The following is a 19,331-nucleotide window of genomic DNA, read 5'->3' on the forward strand; positions in this document are numbered from 1 at the left end:
CGGCGCTTCGTATGCTCGCCCTGCGGGGAACCGGAATCCGGTCTTGGGAGGCGAACGGCCATGTCGGAACAGCGTGTTGTCCTGGTGACGGGCGGAGGATCGGGGATCGGGGCCGCCACCGCCCGGCTGCTGCGCGCGGCCGGGCACCAGGTCGTGATTTCCGGGCGGCGGCCCGAGCCGCTGCGCCAGGTGGCCAAGGAGACCGGAGCGCTGGCCCACCCGTCCGACGCCGCTGATCCCGAGGCTGTGCGCGAGCTCGTCGAGACGGCGGTGACGGCCTACGGGAGGCTCGACGGTGTGGTGCTCAACGCCGGAATCGGGCGGGGCGGCGCGGTCGGCGACACCGCGGCCGAGGAGTGGGAAGAGCTGATGCGGACCAACCTCACCGGCCCGTTCCTGCTGCTGCGTGCCGCGTTGCCGCATCTGCTGGCGGCCCGTGGCGCGGTGGTCGCGGTCGCCTCGGTCGCCGCGCTCCGCAACAGCCGCGGTAATGCCGCCTATGCGACGTCCAAGGCGGGGTTGCTCCACCTGTGCCGTTCCCTCGCTGTCGACTACGGGCCGCAGGGGCTGCGGGCCAACGCTGTGTGCCCCGGCTGGGTGCGTACGGAGATGGCCGACCAGCGGATGGCGCGGTTCGCGGCGGAGGCGGGGCTGGCAGGCGGCGCCGAGGAGGCGTACGAGGAGGCGAACCGGCTGACCCCGGCCGGGCGACCGGGCGATCCGGGGGAGGTCGCCGAGGCCATCGACTGGCTGCTGTCGCCGGCCGCGTCCTACGTCAACGGGGCCACCCTCACCGTCGATGGCGGGGTGACCACGGTCGGCGTCGGCGGTGCCGCTTTCGACTACCGGGTCGAGGCGCGCACCCCGCGCCTGTAGCGGACTGCCGGACAGCCATACGGATTCCGCGGTTGTGTGCCGCCACCACCCGACGTATGGAGGAGCATATTTGTGAACGCACACGATGAGGTCTTCATCTCGGATCGCTGTGGAGGAGGTTGCGTCCTACGTTCCCGGCGACCCGGCTGATCTCGACTGCCGCCTGGGCCCTGTGGTGAGCGGTGCCCGGCGAGAGAGAGTCCGCGACAGTATCCGTCGTGGCGTGGCAGAGGGTGCCCGTCTCGCCGCGGGTGGGCCCGAGGCCCCTGACGGACGGGAGAAGGGACACTACATTCGCCCTACGGTCTTCGCCGACGTCACTGCCGGGATGAGCATTGCCCGCGAGGAGATCTTCGGCCCTGTGCTCTCGTTCATGAGATACGAGGACGAGGGGGATGCTCCGCGCCTCGCCAATGACTCCGACTACGGCATGGCGGGGGCCGTCCGGGCAGCCGAGGAGGCTGAGGCGATCACCTTTGCGCGTTCGATGCAGTGCGGTCAAGTGACGGTCAACGGCGGGGCGTACAACCCGCTCGCTCCCTTCGGCGGCTATAAGCAATCGTGCATCGGGCGGGAACTCGGCACGCACGGGCTCAAGGAATTCCTACAGACCAAGTCGCTACAACTCTGACAGCGATGACGTACCTGGTGACGCCGCCGGCGGGTATGCCCCGCCGGAACGCCCCCCCCGGAACGCTGGGTGCGTCTCTTCCCGCCTGGTCGGGATCGCGATCAGTGCTCGCTGTCGGATGTGTTCGGATGGGCCGCGAAGTTCCGTGCTGGGGCCGAGACATAAGCTCGCGCCATGTCGAGGAGGAATGCCTTCTCGCTGTCGAGGTCGCCTTTGTCGAAATTGACGAGACTGCCGGCGGACTGCTGGTGAGGCAAGCCGGCGAGCTTGGCGCTGCGTGCCTCTGTCATCACACACGCGAGCACCGTCGCATCGGCCTTGGCGTGAGCGACACCCACAGCGGCCACATGACGGCGCGCGCGATCCCACGTACCAGCGGCGGCATGGTCGTTGAGGACGAGGATGGCATCCCGGGTCTCGATGATTTTGCGGTAGGTCAGCAGCCGCCAGGATGCCTGGGGCCACACGATTTCGAGCAGCCGGTGGCGGGGTCTGAGGAACGCGACGTTCGGCACGGCCTGTACCAGGTCGCGCCACAGCGGCCACAGGCGCCAGATGGTGCGGATCTCCGCGACGGCGCCCCGCACGGCCCACAGCGAGGGCGCCAAGAGGGCGATCGCGCGGAGCAGCCCGTGCAGGTCCATGACGTACGGGAGGTACGGCAGCAGCTGATCGGTGTGGAACAGCAGGCTGATGAGCTGGCAGAACCAGAAGAGGCAGGAGAGCGCGGTGCCGATTCCGAACGTCTGCAAGCTCGTCTTGAGGACGCGGTTGGCCGTGCGTCTGCTGTACTGGCGGCACAGTGAGGTGCAGGAGACGTCCGCGATGAGATGGACCAGGACCAGGACGAGCCAATAGGGCGTGGTGGGAGTCGGCGCACCGTGGCCCGTTACGGCGTGTTCCTGGTGGGGTGGGGCCAGGGAATCCAGGATCAGCAGGGACACCATGGCCAAGCCTGTCCCAGAGCACACGCCCAGACGTGATCGGCCGCCGGCGGCTGCCGAGACGAAGTACAGCACCGCGCCCGAGGAGAGCACTCCGATCAGGTTCCGTGCCAGGGCGATGGCATGGACCCCTCCGGCGGCCTGGATGGCGAGCTGGGGCGCGGCGGGGAGCGTGAGCGTCATGGCCACCGTGGCGGTGGCCACGGCCAGCCACAGCGCGCGCTGTTCAGGGGTGCGTCGGGCGGTGAAGCCATGCAGCGCCAGAGCCAGCCATAGGCAGCCGACACAGAGGTAGTTGAACCAGCTCAGGATGGTGGAGGGTTCAGCGTCCATCCGTGGCACGCGCCCCCAGCGCCGCTTCCAGCCGGGCCAGCACGCCGTGCGGGGCTCTGGCGGCGGACTGCGAAACGCGGATGCGCAGCAGACTGGCAAGCATCTCCGCTTCCTGCTCCTGACGGTTGGTATAGCTGGTGCGGCCGAGCAGACGTTGCACCAACTGCGGGCTCAGGTCGGGGAGAAGGGCCTGGGAGACCTTGCCGTGGTCCAGGTCCGTGCCGTGGTGGTCGAACAGCATGTGCCCGATCTCGTGCAGCAGGATGTGCTCCTGGTGTACGCGGCTGGTGCGCTGCTCGAAAAAGATGTGGTCATCGGTCTCTGTGGCGAGCCATACGCCGCAGATGCTGTTCTGGGCAGTCTGTTGCGGCAGCGGGTGCAGATGTAACGGACGTTGACGCTGGGCGGACAGTTCCTGGCATAAAGTATCGATAGCGAAGGGGTGCGGCACGCTGAGCTGGTTCAGGACAGACTCGCAACGCTGTTGTAGTCGACCGTACTTCTTCAGCATGCGTCTCCCAATCGCCTACTGCGGAAAAGGCTGGTTGCTTTCGAGGTGTATGCGACCCAATATGCCGGTGGCATCACAACGGGCACGGCCCGCCCAGGTATTCAGGCGGGGAACGCTGCCTCAGTCGTGGGATCCGGCTGCGGGGGGATTCGGGTGACTGACCGCAGAGAGGTTTTGCAGTTTGCGTGCCTCGTCGACCATGGTGAGCAGGGCATCCAGACTGGCAGGTGAGAGCCCGTCGGCACGCAGAGCCAGACTGCGGATCTTGGTGTCGCGCAGCGCGGTGGCCAGCGTGAGCTGGGCGTTGACCCGTTCCGACACCTCGTCGTTGAGGAAGTATTCGGGTGGTACTCCGAAGAACTGCGCGAGAATGTCCAGCTGTTCCAGCGTGATGTTGCGCTTCTTCCCGGTGGCCAGTTCCCACAGATAGGTGGCGGAGATGGTGCCTCCGGTCGTCTCGCGGATCTCCTTGGCGAGCCGCGCATAACCGGGACGGGTACGTTCGTCGGGATAGAGCGTGTCGATCAGCTTGGTGAGGCGCTGTTCGAGTTGCAGGAGCAGCGGACGGTCGTCCTCGCCGCGTGCCGATCCAGTACTGGGCATCTCTCGCCTTCCTAACAGAGGCCCCCCAGCGGAGGCAGGAGCTGATCCGGCGTCTGCCAAGAAAGAAAGAGTCTAGCCCGGCCAATGATGTTTTCCCATGCCAACTACTCTGCCGCATTGGTCACCTTCCGGCGGGGCCTGCGGTCGCCGTGGCAGCGGGGCGGGCAGACACCAGAGCCAGCAGGCAGCAGGCTGACAGGACGGCCAGAAACACTTGGTAGAGCGCCACCAACCATAACGAGCCGTGCCCCGCTGCGACCAGGGCCTGGGCCAAGGCCGGCGCAGTGCCCCCGAACACCACACCGGCCAACTGCTGGGACAAGGAGATCGCGGTGTAGCGCACCCGGACGGGGAAGGCATCGACCAGCAGGGCGGCGACCACCGCGTAGACGACAGCGCTGGCGGACTCCAACCCGCACACCGCCAGCGCGATGCGGGCCAGGGAACCGCTTCCCAAGGCCAGGACGGTGAGCGGAACCGCGAGCAAGTACAGAGCCAGCCCCAGGGCGCAGATCCGCGTAACTCCCCAGCGCTGGGCGGCTACCGCAGCGACGGGCTGGACCAGGAACCGGGCGACGGCCGCGCACAGCACCACGCCCAGCACCTTCTCCCGGGGGAAGCCGGCGTGCACGGTCGCCCAGGACAGCACGAAGGTGCCGGCCAGATAGGTCCCAGCGACCGGAACGGCGCAGGCCCCGACGCACACCGCCATCTTCGGGAAGTACCGCTGCACAGTGTCACGCACCGGGGCGGACGCCACCCGCCCCTGCGCCGACAGTCCCTCGAACTCCGGGGATTCGGGCACCTTCAGCCGTATGACCAGGCCGACGGCCATGAGGGGGAGGGAGAGCAGGAAGGGAGCCCGCCAGCCCCACGCCAAGAATTCGCCGTCGCCCATTCGCGAGAACGGGAGGAAGACGGCGCTGGTCAGGATCGAGGCCAGCGGGGTCCCCTGCTGCACCATGGCCGTCAGAATCACCCGGCGCCCCCGCGGCGCGTGCTCACCGGCCAGCAGCACCGCACCGCCCCACTCGCCGCCCACCGCGATCCCCTGGACGAGCCGCAGGAGGCACAGCAGCACCGGAGCGGTGATGCCTGCCTCCTCGTAGCGAGGCAGCAATCCGATGCCCGCGGTAGCCGCCCCCATCAGGACAAGTGTCACCACCAGGCTGTGTTTTCGCCCGAGCCGGTCTCCTAAGTGGCCGAACAGCGCCGCACCGACAGGGCGGCCGAGAAAGCCGACCCAGAACGTCGCGAACGATGCCAGCAAGCCGGTGGCCTGCTGTGCCCCGGGGAAGAACAACTCGGGGAAGACCAGGCTGGATGCGGTGGAGAAGACGAAGAAGTCGTACCACTCGACCGTGGTCCCCACCAGGCCGGCGAGTCCCGCCTTGTGGGCGGGGGACAGCCGGGGGCGTCCCGTGGGCGTGCGGGGTAACTGGTGCATCAGGCTCCAAGAGATCGCTGCGAAGGGCGGATTGTCCGTCACGGGAACAAGGCTCTGATCAGCAGTACGCGGAAGGGGCGACCGGTGCGACAGGGCAGCTGTGACGCCTGGCTCGATTCATACTGTCCACTTCAGCGGATGCTTGGCGGCCCATCATCCGCCAGGCGGCGTGCGCTGTGAACAGGGGGCACACGGTGCACCAGCGTGATGAACCCGGCCCGCGTGAGGTTGCGGTGCTCGACGTCGTCACCCTGTCGGCGGACAAGCGCTCGGGCCGGCGGCGCGGCCGGCCGCAATTCCTGCGGATGCGCGGGATCGCGTCCAGGGGAGGTGTCACCTGCGTGACGTCATGACCGTTTCCGCCGGTCAGGGACGCCGCAAGGCCCGGACACCGCACGGAGTGCTCCGTTCCGGCCGGTGATCAGGAGGTGCTTGCTCCCCGGGCGGGCGTGGTGTGACTGCTTTGCGACAAGTCGAGCATCCGCTTCAGCGGATGAGTTGACACCTTATTAGCCGCTGTCATAGCTTCGATGACCGGCGACGCCAGCTGATCCCGGGCTGTCAGGGATTGCCGCTGGGCGCGTGCACCATCCTCACGAGCAGAACCACCAAGCAGTATCTCGTGATGCTCTCAGCACGTGAATCTACACCGGGGGTGTCGTTGCGGAACACGGTGCGAGCGCGAGAAAGAATGCTCAACGGCTCTACTGATACCCGGAGAGACAGAAACTGCGCCAGGGCGATGGAGTTGGAACCCGCTGCCGACGCCCTCCCACCGCTCCCACCTCTTCCACCGCGCATGGGAAGCGGAGCTGAACTCTCCTCGCTGGGCCGTACGGTGCAGAAGGCCGCTCAAGAACGTGGTGGTCGCATGGTCTTGACGGGCGGCCCGGGCATCGGTAAGAGCCGACTTCTGGAAGAGGTCGCCGCCCGCGTGGAGCCCGCAAGCCCGGAACTGGCCACCCATCTGTTGGCAGTTCGCAATGCCTTGGCGACCGGTGACCAGCAGGGCATTCCTACCGGCGACACCACATGCTGCCGACCGGAGCGGGCATATGGCGAGGTCGCGCGATCACATATGTCCGGCCGCGGCCATGGCGGACGGCATCGTGGCGTCCAACCGCCGAGGTCGGACAGCTGGATGGTGCGGTGCCTCGAAGGAGACGGCCCGCGAGGCCCTGATGACCGGCGGCAGCCCAAGAACAGGCGTGCATACCCGGGGCACGGGTAATTCGCGAACATGGCTCCCTTTGCGCCTTCCTGTGAAAATCTCGCAACATCGGTATTCAACGGAAATCCTTGAGGTTCGAGTACCTTCACATGGTTCCTGTGTGGGTCCGTGAAGTGTGTGCGGTTTGCCCTTCACGGGGAAAATTCTGAGTCTGCGTCATCGACATCGATCGGACACGTAGTGGCAACGACGCTTCTGTACCGCACCGCAACGTTGACCAGAAGAGATTCGAAAGGGAGAGTTTAAATGGATCCGACGAGCGTTGACATAGTCGCTCTCCCCGTCGTCGAAATCGAATTGTCCCGCCTGTCTTCCGTGGCCTCGCCTCGGACCTCGGGTGAGGACCCGGAGCACATTGAGACACTGTTATCGACTGAGGGAGAGCTTCCGCCTATTCTCGTTCACCGGCCGACGATGCGGGTGGTTGATGGCCTGCACCGACTGAAGGTGGCGCAACTCAGAGGCGATACAAAAATAGTGTCAAGGCTCGTCGACGGCACCGAATCGGACGCCTTCGTCCTGGCCGTCGAGGCGAACATACGGCACGGATTGCCGCTCTCGCTCGCTGATCGCAAGCGTGCGGCCGTCCACATCATCGGGACACATCCGCAGTGGTCCGATCGGCGGGTGGCCTCGGCGACCGGCATCTCCGCCGGCACGGTGGCCGACCTGCGCAGGCGCGGCGGAGACAGCGGAACCGAGGCAAGGATCGGGCGGGACGGGCGCATCCGTCCGGCCGACGGCTCGGGGCGGAGGAGACTCGCTGCCGAACTCATCCGCAGTGATCCAGGTCTTTCGCTCCGGCAGGTCGCCAAGCAGGTCGGCATCTCCCCGGAGACGGTCCGGGATGTGCGAGGCCGACTGGAGCGGGGTGAGAGCCCGGTCCCGGACGGGAGCATAAGGCTACGGGCCGAGTCGCATCCGCTGCATCGCACGGAACCGGGCTTCGCCCGCACAGTGGGCCGAGATCGTCTCGCGATGCTGGAGCGGCTCAAGGCCGATCCGGCGTTGCGGCTGAGCGAGACTGGCCGAATCCTGTTGCGCATGCTCACCGTGCACTCCATCGACGGGCAGGAGTGGGAACGGATCTTGCATAACGTCCCGCCGCACTTGTACAGCGTGGTCGCCGAGTTCGCCAGAGAGCACGCCCGGGTCTGGACCGGATTCGCCGACAGCCTGGATAACTGGGCGACCAGTTTGGCCGCAGAATGATCGCGTTCGGCGGTGTTCTGCCGCGGGCCACGCCCTTCACTACGAGTCCGGCTCATGTGCGCGGGTGCCCAGGCCGTACTCGCTGGAGACTTTGACGAGCACCGAATGGTCCCAGCAGCGCCGACTTGCCGATATCGACGGGGCCTTGAACGAAGAGCAGCCTGCCGCCTGTGCACAGCGCCTCGTCGAAGGCGGCGAGCTCCGCCTTTCGCCTGACGGAGGCACGTTGCTTCGCGGCCTGGAGACGCTCTTGCGGGCGCCCGGCATGCCGCCACTGGTCAACGAGCTTGCACAGCATTGCGGATCTCCTGGGTCGTTGGCGGCAAGCCGGCCTCCGAGCGGTACTCGAAGTGCCACCATTCGTTGTCGTAGATGCGGTAGAGGTGGTAGCGGGCGCCGTGTTCCTCAAGCCAGCGCGCGCCTTCGAGCGGGCGCACATCCAGCGCGGTGCCCTTGACGTGCCTGGATTCCGCCGGTGGCAGCACGAGCCTGCGGGCCGCGGCCGGTGAGCCGACGCGGCGCACCTCCTCGTCGAACAACCGTTGTTGGGCGAGGGGATCGCGGTATCCCGAGGTGAGGCCGATGAGCTGCCCGTGGCGCCAGAGCGCCTCGGCGCGTGCGGCGGTGAATGCCGCCCTGGCGCCGTCGGTGAGCCCGGTGAGATCCTCGGCGGGAAATCGGAGCCCCAGCGCCCAGTGGCAGGCCAGTTCGCGGGCGCGGCCGGGATCTCGGAGGAACGCGACGGGGAGCAGGAGCACGGCGAGTACCACCGCGAGTACGGCGAACAGCCGGTCGCGTGGCCGAAGTGGGATAGTGTGTGGTTCGCTCATGCCTCCAGTCGAAGGGGCGTGATGTTGTCGGCTCGTATCCCCTTTTCGATATGCCGACGATATGGCACCGGCTCGTAGCATTGAGACTATGCGCGTGTTAATCGTCGAGGACGAGCCCTACCTGGCAGAGGCAATCCACGATGGGCTGCGTCTGGAAGCGATCGCGGCCGATATCGCCGGTGACGGTCATACCGCTCTGGAACTGCTGAGCATCAACACTTACGCCATCGCCGTCCTCGACCGGGACATCCCCGGACCTACCGGCGACGAGATCGCCAAACACATCGTCGCCTCCGGCGTCGGCATGCCGATCCTCATGCTGACCGCTGCCGACCGGCTCGACGACAAGGCCACCGGATTCGAGCTCGGCGCCGACGACTACCTCACCAAGCCCTTCGAACTCCGAGAACTCGTACTCAGGCTCAGAGCACTCGACCGCAGGCGCGCCCACAACAGACCACCTGTGCGAGAGATCGCGGGCCTGCGTGTGGATCCGTTCCGCCGCGAGGTCTACCGCGATGGCCGCTACGTCGCGCTCACCAGGAAGCAGTTCGCTGTGCTCGAAGTCCTCGTCGCTGCCGAAGGCGGTGTCGTCAGCGCGGAAGAACTGCTGGAGCGGGCGTGGGATGAGAACGCGGACCCGTTCACCAACGCGGTGCGCATCACGGTCTCGGCGCTGCGCAAACGCCTCGGCGAACCCTGGCTGATCGCCACCGTGGCCGGGGTCGGTTACCGCATCGACACAGGACCGGACGCCGATGACCGAGGAGCGGAGCGTGGATAGGCGTCAAGGGCTGAGCGTCCGCCTCAAGCTCACCCTCAGCTATGCCGGATTCCTCGTGATCGTGGGCGCCGTGCTGCTCGCCGCCGTGTGGGTCTTCCTCCTGCGGGGAAGGTCGAGCAGCCTGAGCTTCCCCGATCGGTCCGACTTCCTGCGCGCCTTCGACCCGAGCAGTTTCGGCCCGGTCGTCTTCGTCCCGGCGGGAATCCTGGTGCTGGCATTCCTGCTGGTATTCGGTCTCGTGGGCGGGTGGATTCTGGCCGGCCGGATGCTCACCCCGCTGATCCGCATCACCGACGCCACATGCAAGGTGGCGAACGGGCCGCTCTCCTACCGGATCCGCCTGCCGGGCCGGCGAGATGAGTTCCGCGAACTCGCCGACTCGTTCGACACCATGCTCGCGCAACTCGAAGCCCACGTCACGGAACAGCAGCGATTCGCGGCCAATGCCTCCCACGAACTGCGCACGCCGCTGGCGGTCACGCAGGCGCTTCTCGACGTGGCCCGCAACGATCCGAACCACGAGATCCGCGAGCTTGTCGAGCGCCTCCGCGTGGTCAACACCCGGGCCATCGACCTCACTGAAGCATTGCTCCTGCTCAGCCGCGCCAACCAGCGGTCCTTCACCAGGGAACACGTCGATCTGTCCCTCATGGCGGAAGAAGCCACTGAAACGCTCCTTCCGTTGGCGGAAAAGCGCGGCGTCACCATCGAAACCTCCGGCGACATGAGCACCACCATCGGCTCACAGGCGCTCCTGCTGCAGATGACCACCAACCTTCTGCACAACGCGATCGGCCACAACCTGCCTGAACAGGGTGTCGTATGGGTGAATACCCTCGCCCACCCCAACACTGCGGTGCTCACTGTCGAGAACACCGGTGAGAAGCTCACCCCGCAGCTGGTCTCGACTCTCACCGAGCCGTTCCAGCGCGGCACCGAACGCCTGCACACCGGCCACGCAGGCGTCGGCCTCGGCCTGGCAATAGTCAAAAGCATCACCCAGGCACACGACGGAACCCTCACCCTCACTCCCCGCCCTGCCGGCGGGCTCCGCGTCACGGTGCAGTTACCCGCGGCGTCGGCGCACACACAAACAGCCGGCGATCAGAACTGACGAACGTCCGGATCTCGCAGGAGAGGCGCGACTCGAACGAGTGGCCCGCTTCTGTCATCGCCCGGTCCGCTGATCGCTGAGACGGCACGTGCGCTCGGCGGGCACGGCCACCCGGACCACGCCGGTCGCTGCTTCCATGCCCGCTTCGCGTCTCGCCCGCCGAGTTGCGCAACCGACAGGCGGCCTCAGCCTCGACGGGACATGTAGACGGTGAATGCCTTATAGAGCAGACGGTTCAGCGGCAGGTCCCATTCGCCGAGATACTCCACGGCTTCGCCGCCGGTGCCGACCTTGAACTGGATCAGGCCCAGGTGCGGGGCGTTCTGGTCCACGGTGTCGGTGATGCCGCGCAGGTTGTAGACCGTACATCCGGCAGCCAGAGCATCAGTGATCATCCTCCACTGCACGGCGTTCGACCCGCGTACCTCCCGTTTGGCCGTGGCGGAGGCGCCGTAGCTGTACCAGGCGTGTCCGCCGACCCGGATCCAGATGGTGGCGGCAACGAGGTCACCTTCGTGGTGGGCGAGGTAGAGCCGGATCCGGTCCTTGTCCTCGGCCAGCAGCGCCTCGAACATGGCCGGGAAGTAACTCAACGGCCGCGGGGTGAAGTGATCACGTTTCGCGGTCTCCAGGTAGATCCGATAGAAGTCGGGCAGGTCCTCGACACCGCCCTGGGTCACGATGACGCCCGCTTTGCCGGCTTTCTTGATGTTGCGCCGCCAGAGCTGGTTCATCCCCTTGAGAAGCTGATCTTCGTCCTTGCCGGCCAACGGGACCTGGAAGACCCAGCGCGGCTGCCCGGCGGAGAATCCCTCCTCGTCTTCCTTCGGCGGGCGCCAGCCCAGCTGCCGGAGCTGGCTGTGTGCCCGGGCCGCGACGTCGTTGAGAGTGTCCGGCGGCACGTCGCTCAGCTTGGTCAGCTCCGGGTCGGCGATCGCCGCCTTGACCGTCGCGGCACTCCAGGTGCGGGCCACCAGCGTCGTCCCGATGCGGATGGCGAAGGCGCCGGAGCGCTTCAGGTGGACGACCAACGGATCGAGCCAGGCGGCCAGATCGTCCGAGGCCCAGTCGATCACCGGCCCTTCGGGCAGGTACGCCAGCGACGTCTTGAACCCGGGCAGCTGCCGGTACAGCACCAGGCCCGCGCCCACCAGTTGACCGCGGTCGTCGAACCAGCCCAGCGACTCCGACACCCACTCGGTCTTCACCGACGCCCAGGCCGGGGTCTGCAGGAAACTCACCGCCGACCGGGTCGCGTTGAAGGCGGCGTGATCGGCCGCCGTGATGGTCCGCACCCGAAATGCCACAGCCACACTCCTACCTGTCGTCCATGGGTCGATCTGCCGGCACTTCGCGGGGCCCGGATGCGAGCGCGCCGGCGACCTCGTCGAGGCGTGCCCCGCGGGACGCCTTGACGAGCACCACATCGCCGGCAGTGAGCCGGCCGCGCAGCCACTCGACGGCCGCGGCGTTGTCGGCCAGCGCCACCGCCCGCTCTCCGGCACCGTCGGCGAGCGGGCGGGCGCCGACCGCGACCACCACGTCGGCCCGGCAGGCGGCGTACTCCCCGATGGCGCGGTGCTCGGCCTCGCTGCCGTCGCCGAGTTCGAGCATCTCGCCGAGGACCGCGATGCGACGCCCGCCCTCGATCGCCGCCAGCGTGTCCAGGGCGGCACGGGTCGTGTCGGGGTCGGCGTTGTAGGAGTCGTCGAGCAGCGTTGCGCCGCCGACGAGGTCACGAAGCTCCAAGCGCCACTTCGACAGCGAGACCGTGGGCAGCGCCGCGGCGGCCACATCGAGGGGGAGGCCGGCCGCCAGCCCCGCCGCCGCGGCAGCCGCCGCGTTGAGCGCCTGGTGAGTGCCCACGAGCGGCAGCGCGACAGGAGCCGAGGCGGCGGCGGTCCGCAGCGTGAAGGACGGCCGGGCGAGCCGGTCCAGCACCACGTCGAGTACGCGGACATCGGCGTCTTCCGCCCGGCCGAAGGTCAGCACCGGGCGGTCGGTGAGCGAGCGCATCGCGACCACCCGGGGATCGTCGGCGCACAGGACCGCGGTGCCACCGGGCGCCAGACCCCGCACCAGCTCACCCTTGGCCCGGGCGATGGCCTCGCGCGACCCGAGATAGCCGAGGTGGGCCTGGCCGACGTTGAGGACGACACCGATGTCGGGCGCGACCAGGCCGGTGAGTTCGGCGATGTCCCCGATGCGGCGGACTCCCATCTCAAGGACGAGGAACCGGGTGGCCGCGCTGGATCGCAGCATGGTGAGCGGCATGCCGAGTTCGTTGTTGAACGAGCCGCTCGTGGCGATCGTCGGTGCGGCGCTCGACAGCACGGCGGCCAGCAGATCCTTGGTGCTGGTCTTGCCGCGGGATCCGGTCACCCCGACGACGGTCAGCCCGTCGCGCAGCTGTGCCACGACGTGGGCGGCGAGCGCCTGCAACGCGGACTTGGCGTCCTCGACGACGACGGTCGGCAGTGCCGTGGGCCGGGAGCCGAGCACGGCGACCGCGCCGGCCCGGCCGGCCTGGACGGCGTAGTCATGGCCGTCGGCGTGTTCGCCCGCGAAGGCGACGAAGAGGCCGCCCGGCTCGGCCTGGCGGCTGTCGAGCACGGCAGGGGCGGTCACCGTCACCGCGCCGTCGCCCTCGACCGTCCCGCCGACGACTTCGGCGATCTCGCCGAGGCTGAGCGGGATCACGCCCGGACCGCGCAATGACCGGCGAAGCGCAGCAACGACCGGCCGCCCGCTATGGCGGCGAGCGGGGGCGGGCCGGTGAGGCAGGGGATGACAGAGGTCGGTTCGCTGGAACTCATGCCTTCTAGTCCAGAGAGCATGCTGTTGTCGGCGCGTATGCAGTTTTCGATACGCCGACGATATGGTGCGGGCCGATACCCCGCGAGAGCATGGATGTGGCCGGCCGTCCGCGCGGGCTTCGACCGTGGGATCGACCGGGCCACCCGGCAGTTCGGGCATCAGGTCCGGCAGCGGCGCTGCCGACCCGCTCAAGCGTCGCTTCGGGAGCGCCCAGAGCTCTGAGGGCGAGACGGCAACGTGTTGTGCATTCGCCCCGCCGTATCCGCTACGGACCGGGGAATCGTCCTTGGAGATCAGGACGAGGATCGTCCTGCGCTTGTAGCGGTCGGCAACATATCGTCGGCGTATCGAAAACTGCATACGCGTCGGCAACACCACGTTCTCTTGTCTGGAAGGCATGAGTTCCAGCGGATCCACACGAGCGGCGGCGTGCCGCTCCCGAGTGCCGGCGGCGTCGTCCTCACGGGCTGTCTCGACAACGGGAATCACCGTCTATGGATGCGACCAGGACGAGGCACTTCTCTTCCGGGAAATGGCGCCTGGCTTCGGCGTGGTGCCGACCCTCACGACGGAAGCGGTATCCGAAGCCAACACGGGCCTGGCATTGGGGAATCGATGCATCAGCATCGGCCACAAGACGAAAGTCACCCGTGCCACCCTGAGCGCGCTGAGCCGCGCCGGTGTGGAGTATCTCTCCACACGAAGCGTCGGATGCAACCACATCGACGTGAGCCACGCGGAGAGCGTCGGTATCTCCGTCGGAAACGTGGCGTATTCTCCCGACAGCGTTGCCGACTACACGCTGATGCTGATGCTGATGGCTGTGCGCCACGCGAAGGCCACCATCCGTCGCGCCGATGCTCATGACTACCGACTGAGTGAGACACGCGGCAAAGAGCTGCGCGACCTGACTGTCGGAGTGGTCGGCACGGGGCGTATCGGCACAGCCGTCATCGACCGGCTGCGAGGCTTCGGCTGCCGCGTGCTGACCTACGACAATCGCCCTAGGAGCTCCACCGATCACGCGCCGATCGATGAGTTGCTCCGGCGCAGCGACATTGTCACGCTCCACACCCCGCTCACCGCGGAAACCCGCCATCTCATCGATCGCCGGCGTATCGAGCAGATGAAACACGGCGCGTTCATCGTCAACACCGGACGCGGGCCGCTCATCGAGAACGAAGCCCTTCTTTCGGCATTGGAGAGCGGCAGACTGGGCGGCGCGGCGTTGGACGTCCTCGACGGCGAGGAAGGAATCTTCTACACCGACTGCCGGAACAAGCCCATAGAGAACCCCTCGCTGTTGCGACTACAAGAGCTGCCGAACGTTTCCATCAGCCCACACACGGCCTATTACACCGACCACGCGCTCCGTGACACCGTCAGAAACAGTCTCATCAACTGCCTCGACTTCGAAAGCGGGAGAAAATGAACAGGTTGAAGATCGGCATCATCTTCGGAGGCTCTTCCGAAGAACACCCCGTCTCCGTCAAGTCCGCCCGAGAGGTCGCAAAGAACCTCGACACCGGTAAATACGAACCGTACTGGATCGGAATTACGCAGTCCGGCGCCTGGAAGCTCTGTGATTCCCCTGACGCGGACTGGGAGAACGGCGGCGCTCGTCCGGTCATGCTGTCGCCCGACCGAAGCGTCCACGGACTGCTCGTCCTGGAGCAGGGACGATTCGAAGTGATCCGTCTGGACCTCGTGTTGCCCGTCCTGCACGGCACACTCGGTGAAGACGGCGCGATCCAGGGCCTGTTGGAGATCGCCGGCATCCCCTATGCCGGCTGTGATATCCAGAGCTCTGCCATATGCATGGACAAATCCCTGACCTACACCGTCGCCAAGAGCGCGGGAATCGCCACGCCAAATTTCTGGGTGATCGCGGGGGACGAGAAGATCGATGCCCATCAGCTTCCCTACCCCGTCTTCGTGAAGCCGGCCCGTTCGGGCTCATCTTTCGGCGTCACCAAAGTTGCCGGGGAAGAGGATTTGCCGAGTGCGCTGGACGACGCACGACAGTACGACTCGAAGATCCTGATCGAAGAGGCCGTGGCCGGGAGCGAGGTCGGCTGCGCGATCCTGGGGGAACCATCAGCCCCGATCGCGGGCGAAGTGGACCGCGTGGCCCTCTCGCACGGATTTTTCAGGATCCACCAGGAGGATTCACCCGAGACTGGTTCGGAGAACTCGACGTTCATCGTTCCCGCCGACATCCCCGAAGAATCGCGGCGGTTCGTCCAGGAGAGCGCCAAGACCATCTATCGCACACTGGGCTGCCAGGGGCTTGCCCGCGTGGACATGTTCCTCATGGAGGACGGTCAGGTGGTACTCAACGAAGTCAACACCTTGCCCGGCCTGACCTCCTACAGTCGCTATCCCCGGATGATGACCGCCTCGGGACTGCCGCTTTCCGACGTGATCGACCGGCTCGTCTCCATGACACTGCACCGGAAAAAGCGATGAACGACGACTTCGTGTACCTGGACGAGCTGGTGCCCGGCATCCGTTGGGATGCCAAGTACGCCACCCGGGACAACTTCACCGGGGAGCCGGTGGACGGGTACCTGGCAAATCGGATAGTGGGCACCAGGGCTTTGTGTGCAGCCCTGGGGCAAGCGCAAAAAGAAGCCGCGTCCCTCGGCTTCGGCCTGCTTGTCTGGGACGGCTACCGCCCGCAACGCGCCGTCGACTGCTTCCTGCGTTGGTCACAGCAGCCGGAGGACGGCCGGACAAAGCAGCGCCACTACCCCAATATCGACAGATCCGAGCTTTTCGACAGGGGATATGTGGCCGCCAAGTCGGGCCACAGCCGCGGCAGTACGGTCGACTTGACGCTCTACAGCCTTGCCACCGGAGAAAATGCTCCCATGGGCGGCTACTACGACCTCATGGACCCGGTCTCACATCATGGGGCAAAAGGGATAACGTCCATCGAAGCGGCAAACCGCGAGCATCTTTGCTCCATCATGGAGGACTGCGGATTTGCTCGCTACCCCTGCGAGTGGTGGCACTACACGCTGAAAAGCGAGCCTTATTCAGATGTCTATTTCGACTTTCCCGTCACATGATGGAAGCCTCCCTTACGTCTCACAGTGGGGGAGCCTCGACCGGAACGACGAGGTCGTCATGCGGCGTGCCGCACCATCGGGTCTCGACGTCTCCCTGCGGCGCACCGACGCATCGCACCTGCACGACTGGGCCTCCGACGGATACCACTCACACGAGGAGTACCTGTTCTGGTCCCGTAAAGTCTGCGGCTTGGCATGCCTGCAGTCCCTGCTCCATGGCTGGACGGACATCCGACTGCCGATGCGTGAACTCCTCGCGCTGGCCCTCGACTGGGGCTGCTACGTGGAGGAGCCCGGAGGCAAGGTCCAAGGACTGCTCTACAGGCCATTCATGGCCTGGGTCAGCTCACAGTTCGGATTCACATGCCAACTGGTCGAACACACACCGATCCAAGCCTCCGCCCGAGCGGTTCGCCCCGGGCAAGTCCTGATCGCTTCCGTATCTCCTGAGATTCGCGACCCGAGCACCTGTGAACCGCGAAGGGGAGGGCATCTTGTGCTGGTTCACGCGGTCCACGGCGACATCGTGCGGTTCCATAATCCGTCCGGCTACTCCCACAACGCAGACTCCGCGGCGCTGCCCATGCACGTATTCGAGCGCTTCCATGCGGGGCGAGGAATCCTGGTCAGCGCGGCCCTGTGAGGCCGGTCGGGGCGAACCGGCACCGCGCGCCGCGAAGCGCGCGCGACGGAGTATCCGCTGAACAGCCAACAGCCCGCACCAGGGGCGGGCGTGGGGAAGAGCGTGGCCCCACGGCCCGGCGCCCCTGAAGGCGCGGCCGGGCACCAGGATGCCCTGGCCCCCGAGGTACACCGGGCCGGCCAGGGCACGTTGGTGCGCCGCAGGCGCGCAGCGACGGCCGTCCTCGCGGGCGACGCGACTCCGGCGCCGGTGAGTTGGCGTCAGCGCCGGTGAGTTGGCGTCGCCGCTTCAAGCTGGGGACCCCTTGGACGATTGACGGCCTGCGGCGGGACTGCCACGGTAACTGCCGAAGATCCGCCAGGACTTCAGACGGGCGACGCCGCGCTCGACCGTTACCCGGCCGGACCAGGGCCCCAGGGGCAGGGTCTTCTCGGGGGGTGGCGAGTTCCGCACGGGCCAGTGGCGAGTTCCCGCACGGGCGGGTGGGTGCGGGCGGCGGTACCTGCCGTGAGCCCGGCCCCACAGCGTGGGGGAGAGCCACCGCACGCCTGGCACTCCGTCCAGGGGCGAAATGGGCGTGAGGCGCCCCGAACCACGGGCAGGAAACGCACTTCGCCCCTCCGCCGGTGACGAGCGCCGGAGACCCGGTGTCGGAAAACAGCGAGGAGTGGATGCACCATGCCAAAGAACGGGCTGTTCACCTCCACGGTGGTGCTGTCCGCCCAACCCGACCGGATGTGCGTAAAGGCGCGTGAGGCCAACCGGGAGGAAGGCTTCCCACTCTCCCTGGACATGCTGCTCATCCTGGAGATCATGCTCCACGAGCATGATCTCGCCGCGGCGGAAGCCCAGTTCACCGCGGTGCGGAGGGCCCCGCTGGCGGCCGACGCGAAAGCCGCTGTGGATGAGCTCTGCTACAGCGGCAACACCTGCTCGATATCCGTCCAGCGTGGGTCTTTGATCGTGCGCGATGACCAGAAGAAGACCCCGGTAGCGGACCTGACCGCACAGAGTCGTTCGACCGGGCAGATGCTGCGGGCGCTGGGAATACGGCGGAACCTGGATCACGGTCCAGAAGCCCCGAATTTCCGCGAGCTCTTCACGGAGCTGCAGGAACGTGGCCTCCTGGTACCGCACGTCGGTGGGATCGACTGGGGCCAGCTGCGCAGGCTGACACCGATCTGCCCGGCGTTCGGAACCTCCCGGGGCACCCCGATCGACCGTTACTACCTGAACCGGTTCATCACCGAAATCCGCGATGTCGTCCAGGGAGACGTGGTGGAGATTGGCGGAGAGGACGGCAACAAGGACGTCTATGGTTTCACCCGCGCGTCCGGATACCGCGGTCTGGACATCAAAGAGGGCCCGGGAGTCTCCCTGGCCGGTGACGCGGCGGATCCAGACATCATCCCGGCGAACTCCCTCGACAGCATCATCGCCTTCAACGTTCTGGAGCACACCGCGCGCCCGTGGCAGGTGGTCGACAACATGTGGCAATGGCTGCGACGGGGCGGAACAGCGTATTGCATGGTCCCCAGTGCCCAGCGGCTGCACGGCGCGCCCGAGGATTACTGGCGGCCACTTCCAGCGGCGCTGCGGGAGATGTTCGGCGCCTGGTCCGAACAGACCGTGCACCAGTACGGCAACCCGCTCAGTGCCATCGCGTCGCTCATGGGTATCGCAGCCGAGGAACTCGACGCCGTGGAACTGAGCACGCACCACCCCGACTATCCCGTGGCCAGTTGCATCGTCGCAAGGAAGTGAGTCCGCGGCGGCCTGGCACCCTGCCGAGCCCCGGCCATCGCCGGTGCTCGGCGGTGCTCGGCGGCTGAGTTTCCGCTCGCGGGTGGGGTGCCGCCTGAAGGCCGCCACGGCCAACGGCCCGCGAGCGCCGCCGGTGTCCACCAGCCGGGCTGCGGCCCCGCACTCGGCCATCGCCGCCAACGGCCGTGACGGCGTACAGCTCGCGTTCCCCCTCGCGGCCATGAACCGGACGGTCGCCACGGGGTCCCCGGCAGCGGGTCCCGAACGGGTGGACCGACCCACGTCCACTGCCCCCGCCTGCCAGGACGAGGCCGGGGGCGGCCTCGCGCGAGGCGGTCAGCAGACCCGGCCCGCGTTCACGTGCGGGTGGACGACCGCACTGGTGCGGATGTGGGTCGAGGACGGATGACCAACGAGACCGCCGGCAACACAATGAAGACGTCAGCCGTCATGATCAACAGCCCTGGGGCCTGACGGAAGCGGGATCACTCCACGGCGGCAGGCCGACGAGTCCCGG

Annotated in this window: 17 protein-coding genes and 1 pseudogene; 11 read left to right on the forward strand and 7 right to left on the reverse strand. The window is 67.0% G+C overall.

Annotated features, from left to right (window positions below; translation table 11 throughout):
* Positions 1-60 precede the first annotated feature (60 nt).
* Together ABD339_RS00330 and ABD339_RS00335 are read left to right on the forward strand one after the other, a co-directional pair.
* Positions 61-876 (forward strand): SDR family NAD(P)-dependent oxidoreductase, encoded by an 816-nt coding sequence (locus ABD339_RS00330; protein ID WP_344560903.1) that lies wholly within the window; start codon positions 61-63, stop codon positions 874-876.
* A 103-nt stretch (positions 877-979) separates the two neighbouring features.
* Positions 980-1,507, forward strand: a pseudogene (locus ABD339_RS00335) (aldehyde dehydrogenase family protein); the annotation flags it as partial.
* Between the two features lie 101 nt (positions 1,508-1,608).
* On the opposite strand, the gene ABD339_RS00340 reads toward ABD339_RS00335, so the two are convergent.
* From ABD339_RS00340 to ABD339_RS00355, 4 genes are all read right to left on the reverse strand, one after another.
* Positions 1,609-2,784: an MAB_1171c family putative transporter gene (locus ABD339_RS00340; RefSeq protein WP_344560905.1), complete on the reverse strand. Its 1,176-nt coding sequence runs from the start codon at positions 2,782-2,784 to the stop codon at positions 1,609-1,611.
* A complete protein-coding gene (locus ABD339_RS00345; RefSeq protein ID WP_344560906.1) occupies positions 2,774-3,295 on the reverse strand; it encodes a hypothetical protein in 522 nt (173 codons plus the stop codon). The genes ABD339_RS00340 and ABD339_RS00345 overlap by 11 nt, the downstream gene beginning before the upstream one ends.
* Before the next feature lie 120 nt (positions 3,296-3,415).
* Positions 3,416-3,898 (reverse strand): hypothetical protein, encoded by a 483-nt coding sequence (locus ABD339_RS00350; protein WP_344560907.1) that lies wholly within the window; start codon positions 3,896-3,898, stop codon positions 3,416-3,418.
* A 121-nt stretch (positions 3,899-4,019) separates the two neighbouring features.
* Positions 4,020-5,345: an MFS transporter gene (locus ABD339_RS00355; RefSeq protein ID WP_344560908.1), complete on the reverse strand. Its 1,326-nt coding sequence runs from the start codon at positions 5,343-5,345 to the stop codon at positions 4,020-4,022.
* 1,477 nt (positions 5,346-6,822) lie between these two features.
* On the opposite strand from ABD339_RS00355, the gene ABD339_RS00365 reads away from it, so the two are divergent.
* Entirely contained in the window at positions 6,823-7,788 is a 966-nt protein-coding gene (locus ABD339_RS00365; protein WP_344560909.1) for a ParB/RepB/Spo0J family partition protein, read from the forward strand.
* Positions 7,789-8,066: 278 nt separating this feature from the next.
* On the opposite strand, the gene vanY-N is transcribed toward ABD339_RS00365, so the two are convergent.
* Entirely contained in the window at positions 8,067-8,618 is a 552-nt protein-coding gene (vanY-N, locus tag ABD339_RS00370) for a D,D-peptidase/D,D-carboxypeptidase VanY-N (protein ID WP_344560910.1), read from the reverse strand.
* An 88-nt stretch (positions 8,619-8,706) separates the two neighbouring features.
* Between vanY-N and ABD339_RS00375 the strand changes: the two genes are divergently transcribed.
* Both ABD339_RS00375 and ABD339_RS00380 read left to right on the forward strand, forming a co-directional pair.
* Positions 8,707-9,402 carry a response regulator transcription factor gene (locus ABD339_RS00375; protein ID WP_344560911.1) on the forward strand — a complete coding sequence of 232 codons (696 nt, stop codon included), beginning with the start codon at positions 8,707-8,709 and terminating at the stop codon, positions 9,400-9,402.
* On the forward strand, positions 9,377-10,516 hold the full coding sequence (locus ABD339_RS00380; RefSeq protein ID WP_344560912.1) for a sensor histidine kinase: 1,140 nt from the start codon (positions 9,377-9,379) through the stop codon (positions 10,514-10,516). Before ABD339_RS00375 ends, ABD339_RS00380 begins: the two co-directional genes overlap by 26 nt.
* A gap of 185 nt (positions 10,517-10,701) precedes the next feature.
* On the opposite strand, the gene ABD339_RS00385 is transcribed toward ABD339_RS00380, so the two are convergent.
* The gene (locus ABD339_RS00385) at positions 10,702-11,823 is read right to left on the reverse strand and encodes a lipid II:glycine glycyltransferase FemX (RefSeq protein WP_344560913.1); all 1,122 of its coding nucleotides are present in this window, start codon (positions 11,821-11,823) and stop codon (positions 10,702-10,704) included.
* A 10-nt stretch (positions 11,824-11,833) separates the two neighbouring features.
* Positions 11,834-13,216, reverse strand: a complete 1,383-nt coding sequence (locus tag ABD339_RS00390; protein ID WP_344560914.1) for a UDP-N-acetylmuramoyl-tripeptide--D-alanyl-D-alanine ligase — start codon at positions 13,214-13,216, stop codon at positions 11,834-11,836.
* A 514-nt stretch (positions 13,217-13,730) separates the two neighbouring features.
* Here ABD339_RS00390 and ABD339_RS00395 point away from each other — a divergent pair.
* The 6 genes from ABD339_RS00395 (at position 13,731) to ABD339_RS00420 (ending at position 19,223) form a co-directional block, all read left to right on the forward strand.
* Positions 13,731-14,765: a D-isomer specific 2-hydroxyacid dehydrogenase family protein gene (locus ABD339_RS00395; RefSeq protein ID WP_344560915.1), complete on the forward strand. Its 1,035-nt coding sequence runs from the start codon at positions 13,731-13,733 to the stop codon at positions 14,763-14,765.
* A complete protein-coding gene (vanA, locus tag ABD339_RS00400; RefSeq protein ID WP_344560917.1) occupies positions 14,762-15,802 on the forward strand; it encodes a D-alanine--(R)-lactate ligase in 1,041 nt (346 codons plus the stop codon). Before ABD339_RS00395 ends, vanA begins: the two co-directional genes overlap by 4 nt.
* Entirely contained in the window at positions 15,799-16,407 is a 609-nt protein-coding gene (gene vanX / locus ABD339_RS00405; protein ID WP_344560920.1) for a D-Ala-D-Ala dipeptidase VanX, read from the forward strand. Before vanA ends, vanX begins: the two co-directional genes overlap by 4 nt.
* Positions 16,408-16,465: 58 nt before the next feature.
* Positions 16,466-17,050 carry a peptidase gene (locus tag ABD339_RS00410; RefSeq protein WP_344560921.1) on the forward strand — a complete coding sequence of 195 codons (585 nt, stop codon included), beginning with the start codon at positions 16,466-16,468 and terminating at the stop codon, positions 17,048-17,050.
* A 678-nt stretch (positions 17,051-17,728) separates the two neighbouring features.
* On the forward strand, positions 17,729-18,814 hold the full coding sequence (locus tag ABD339_RS00415) for a methyltransferase domain-containing protein (protein WP_344560923.1): 1,086 nt from the start codon (positions 17,729-17,731) through the stop codon (positions 18,812-18,814).
* Positions 18,815-18,947: 133 nt separating this feature from the next.
* Complete coding sequence (locus tag ABD339_RS00420) at positions 18,948-19,223, forward strand: hypothetical protein (RefSeq protein WP_344560925.1); 276 nt, start codon at positions 18,948-18,950, stop codon at positions 19,221-19,223.
* Positions 19,224-19,331: the final 108 nt, after the last annotated feature.

Origin of the sequence: Streptomyces axinellae (genome assembly GCF_039532135.1) — a bacterium.
Lineage (GTDB): Bacteria > Actinomycetota > Actinomycetes > Streptomycetales > Streptomycetaceae > Streptomyces > Streptomyces axinellae.

Bases quoted from the DNA above. Each gene is read 5' to 3' on its own strand.
- ABD339_RS00340 (WP_344560905.1), bottom strand. From the start codon at position 2,784: ATGGACGCTGAACCCTCCACCATCCTGAGCTGGTTCAACTACCTCTGT.
- ABD339_RS00395 (WP_344560915.1), top strand. From the start codon at position 13,731: ATGAGTTCCAGCGGATCCACACGAGCGGCGGCGTGCCGCTCCCGAGTG.
- vanY-N (WP_344560910.1), bottom strand. From the start codon at position 8,618: ATGAGCGAACCACACACTATCCCACTTCGGCCACGCGACCGGCTGTTC.
- ABD339_RS00365 (WP_344560909.1), top strand. From the start codon at position 6,823: ATGGATCCGACGAGCGTTGACATAGTCGCTCTCCCCGTCGTCGAAATC.
- vanA (WP_344560917.1), top strand. From the start codon at position 14,762: ATGAACAGGTTGAAGATCGGCATCATCTTCGGAGGCTCTTCCGAAGAA.
- ABD339_RS00380 (WP_344560912.1), top strand. From the start codon at position 9,377: ATGACCGAGGAGCGGAGCGTGGATAGGCGTCAAGGGCTGAGCGTCCGC.
- ABD339_RS00375 (WP_344560911.1), top strand. From the start codon at position 8,707: ATGCGCGTGTTAATCGTCGAGGACGAGCCCTACCTGGCAGAGGCAATC.
- ABD339_RS00415 (WP_344560923.1), top strand. From the start codon at position 17,729: ATGCCAAAGAACGGGCTGTTCACCTCCACGGTGGTGCTGTCCGCCCAA.
- ABD339_RS00330 (WP_344560903.1), top strand. From the start codon at position 61: ATGTCGGAACAGCGTGTTGTCCTGGTGACGGGCGGAGGATCGGGGATC.
- ABD339_RS00355 (WP_344560908.1), bottom strand. From the start codon at position 5,345: ATGCACCAGTTACCCCGCACGCCCACGGGACGCCCCCGGCTGTCCCCC.
- vanX (WP_344560920.1), top strand. From the start codon at position 15,799: ATGAACGACGACTTCGTGTACCTGGACGAGCTGGTGCCCGGCATCCGT.
- ABD339_RS00345 (WP_344560906.1), bottom strand. From the start codon at position 3,295: ATGCTGAAGAAGTACGGTCGACTACAACAGCGTTGCGAGTCTGTCCTG.
- ABD339_RS00410 (WP_344560921.1), top strand. From the start codon at position 16,466: ATGCGGCGTGCCGCACCATCGGGTCTCGACGTCTCCCTGCGGCGCACC.
- ABD339_RS00350 (WP_344560907.1), bottom strand. From the start codon at position 3,898: ATGCCCAGTACTGGATCGGCACGCGGCGAGGACGACCGTCCGCTGCTC.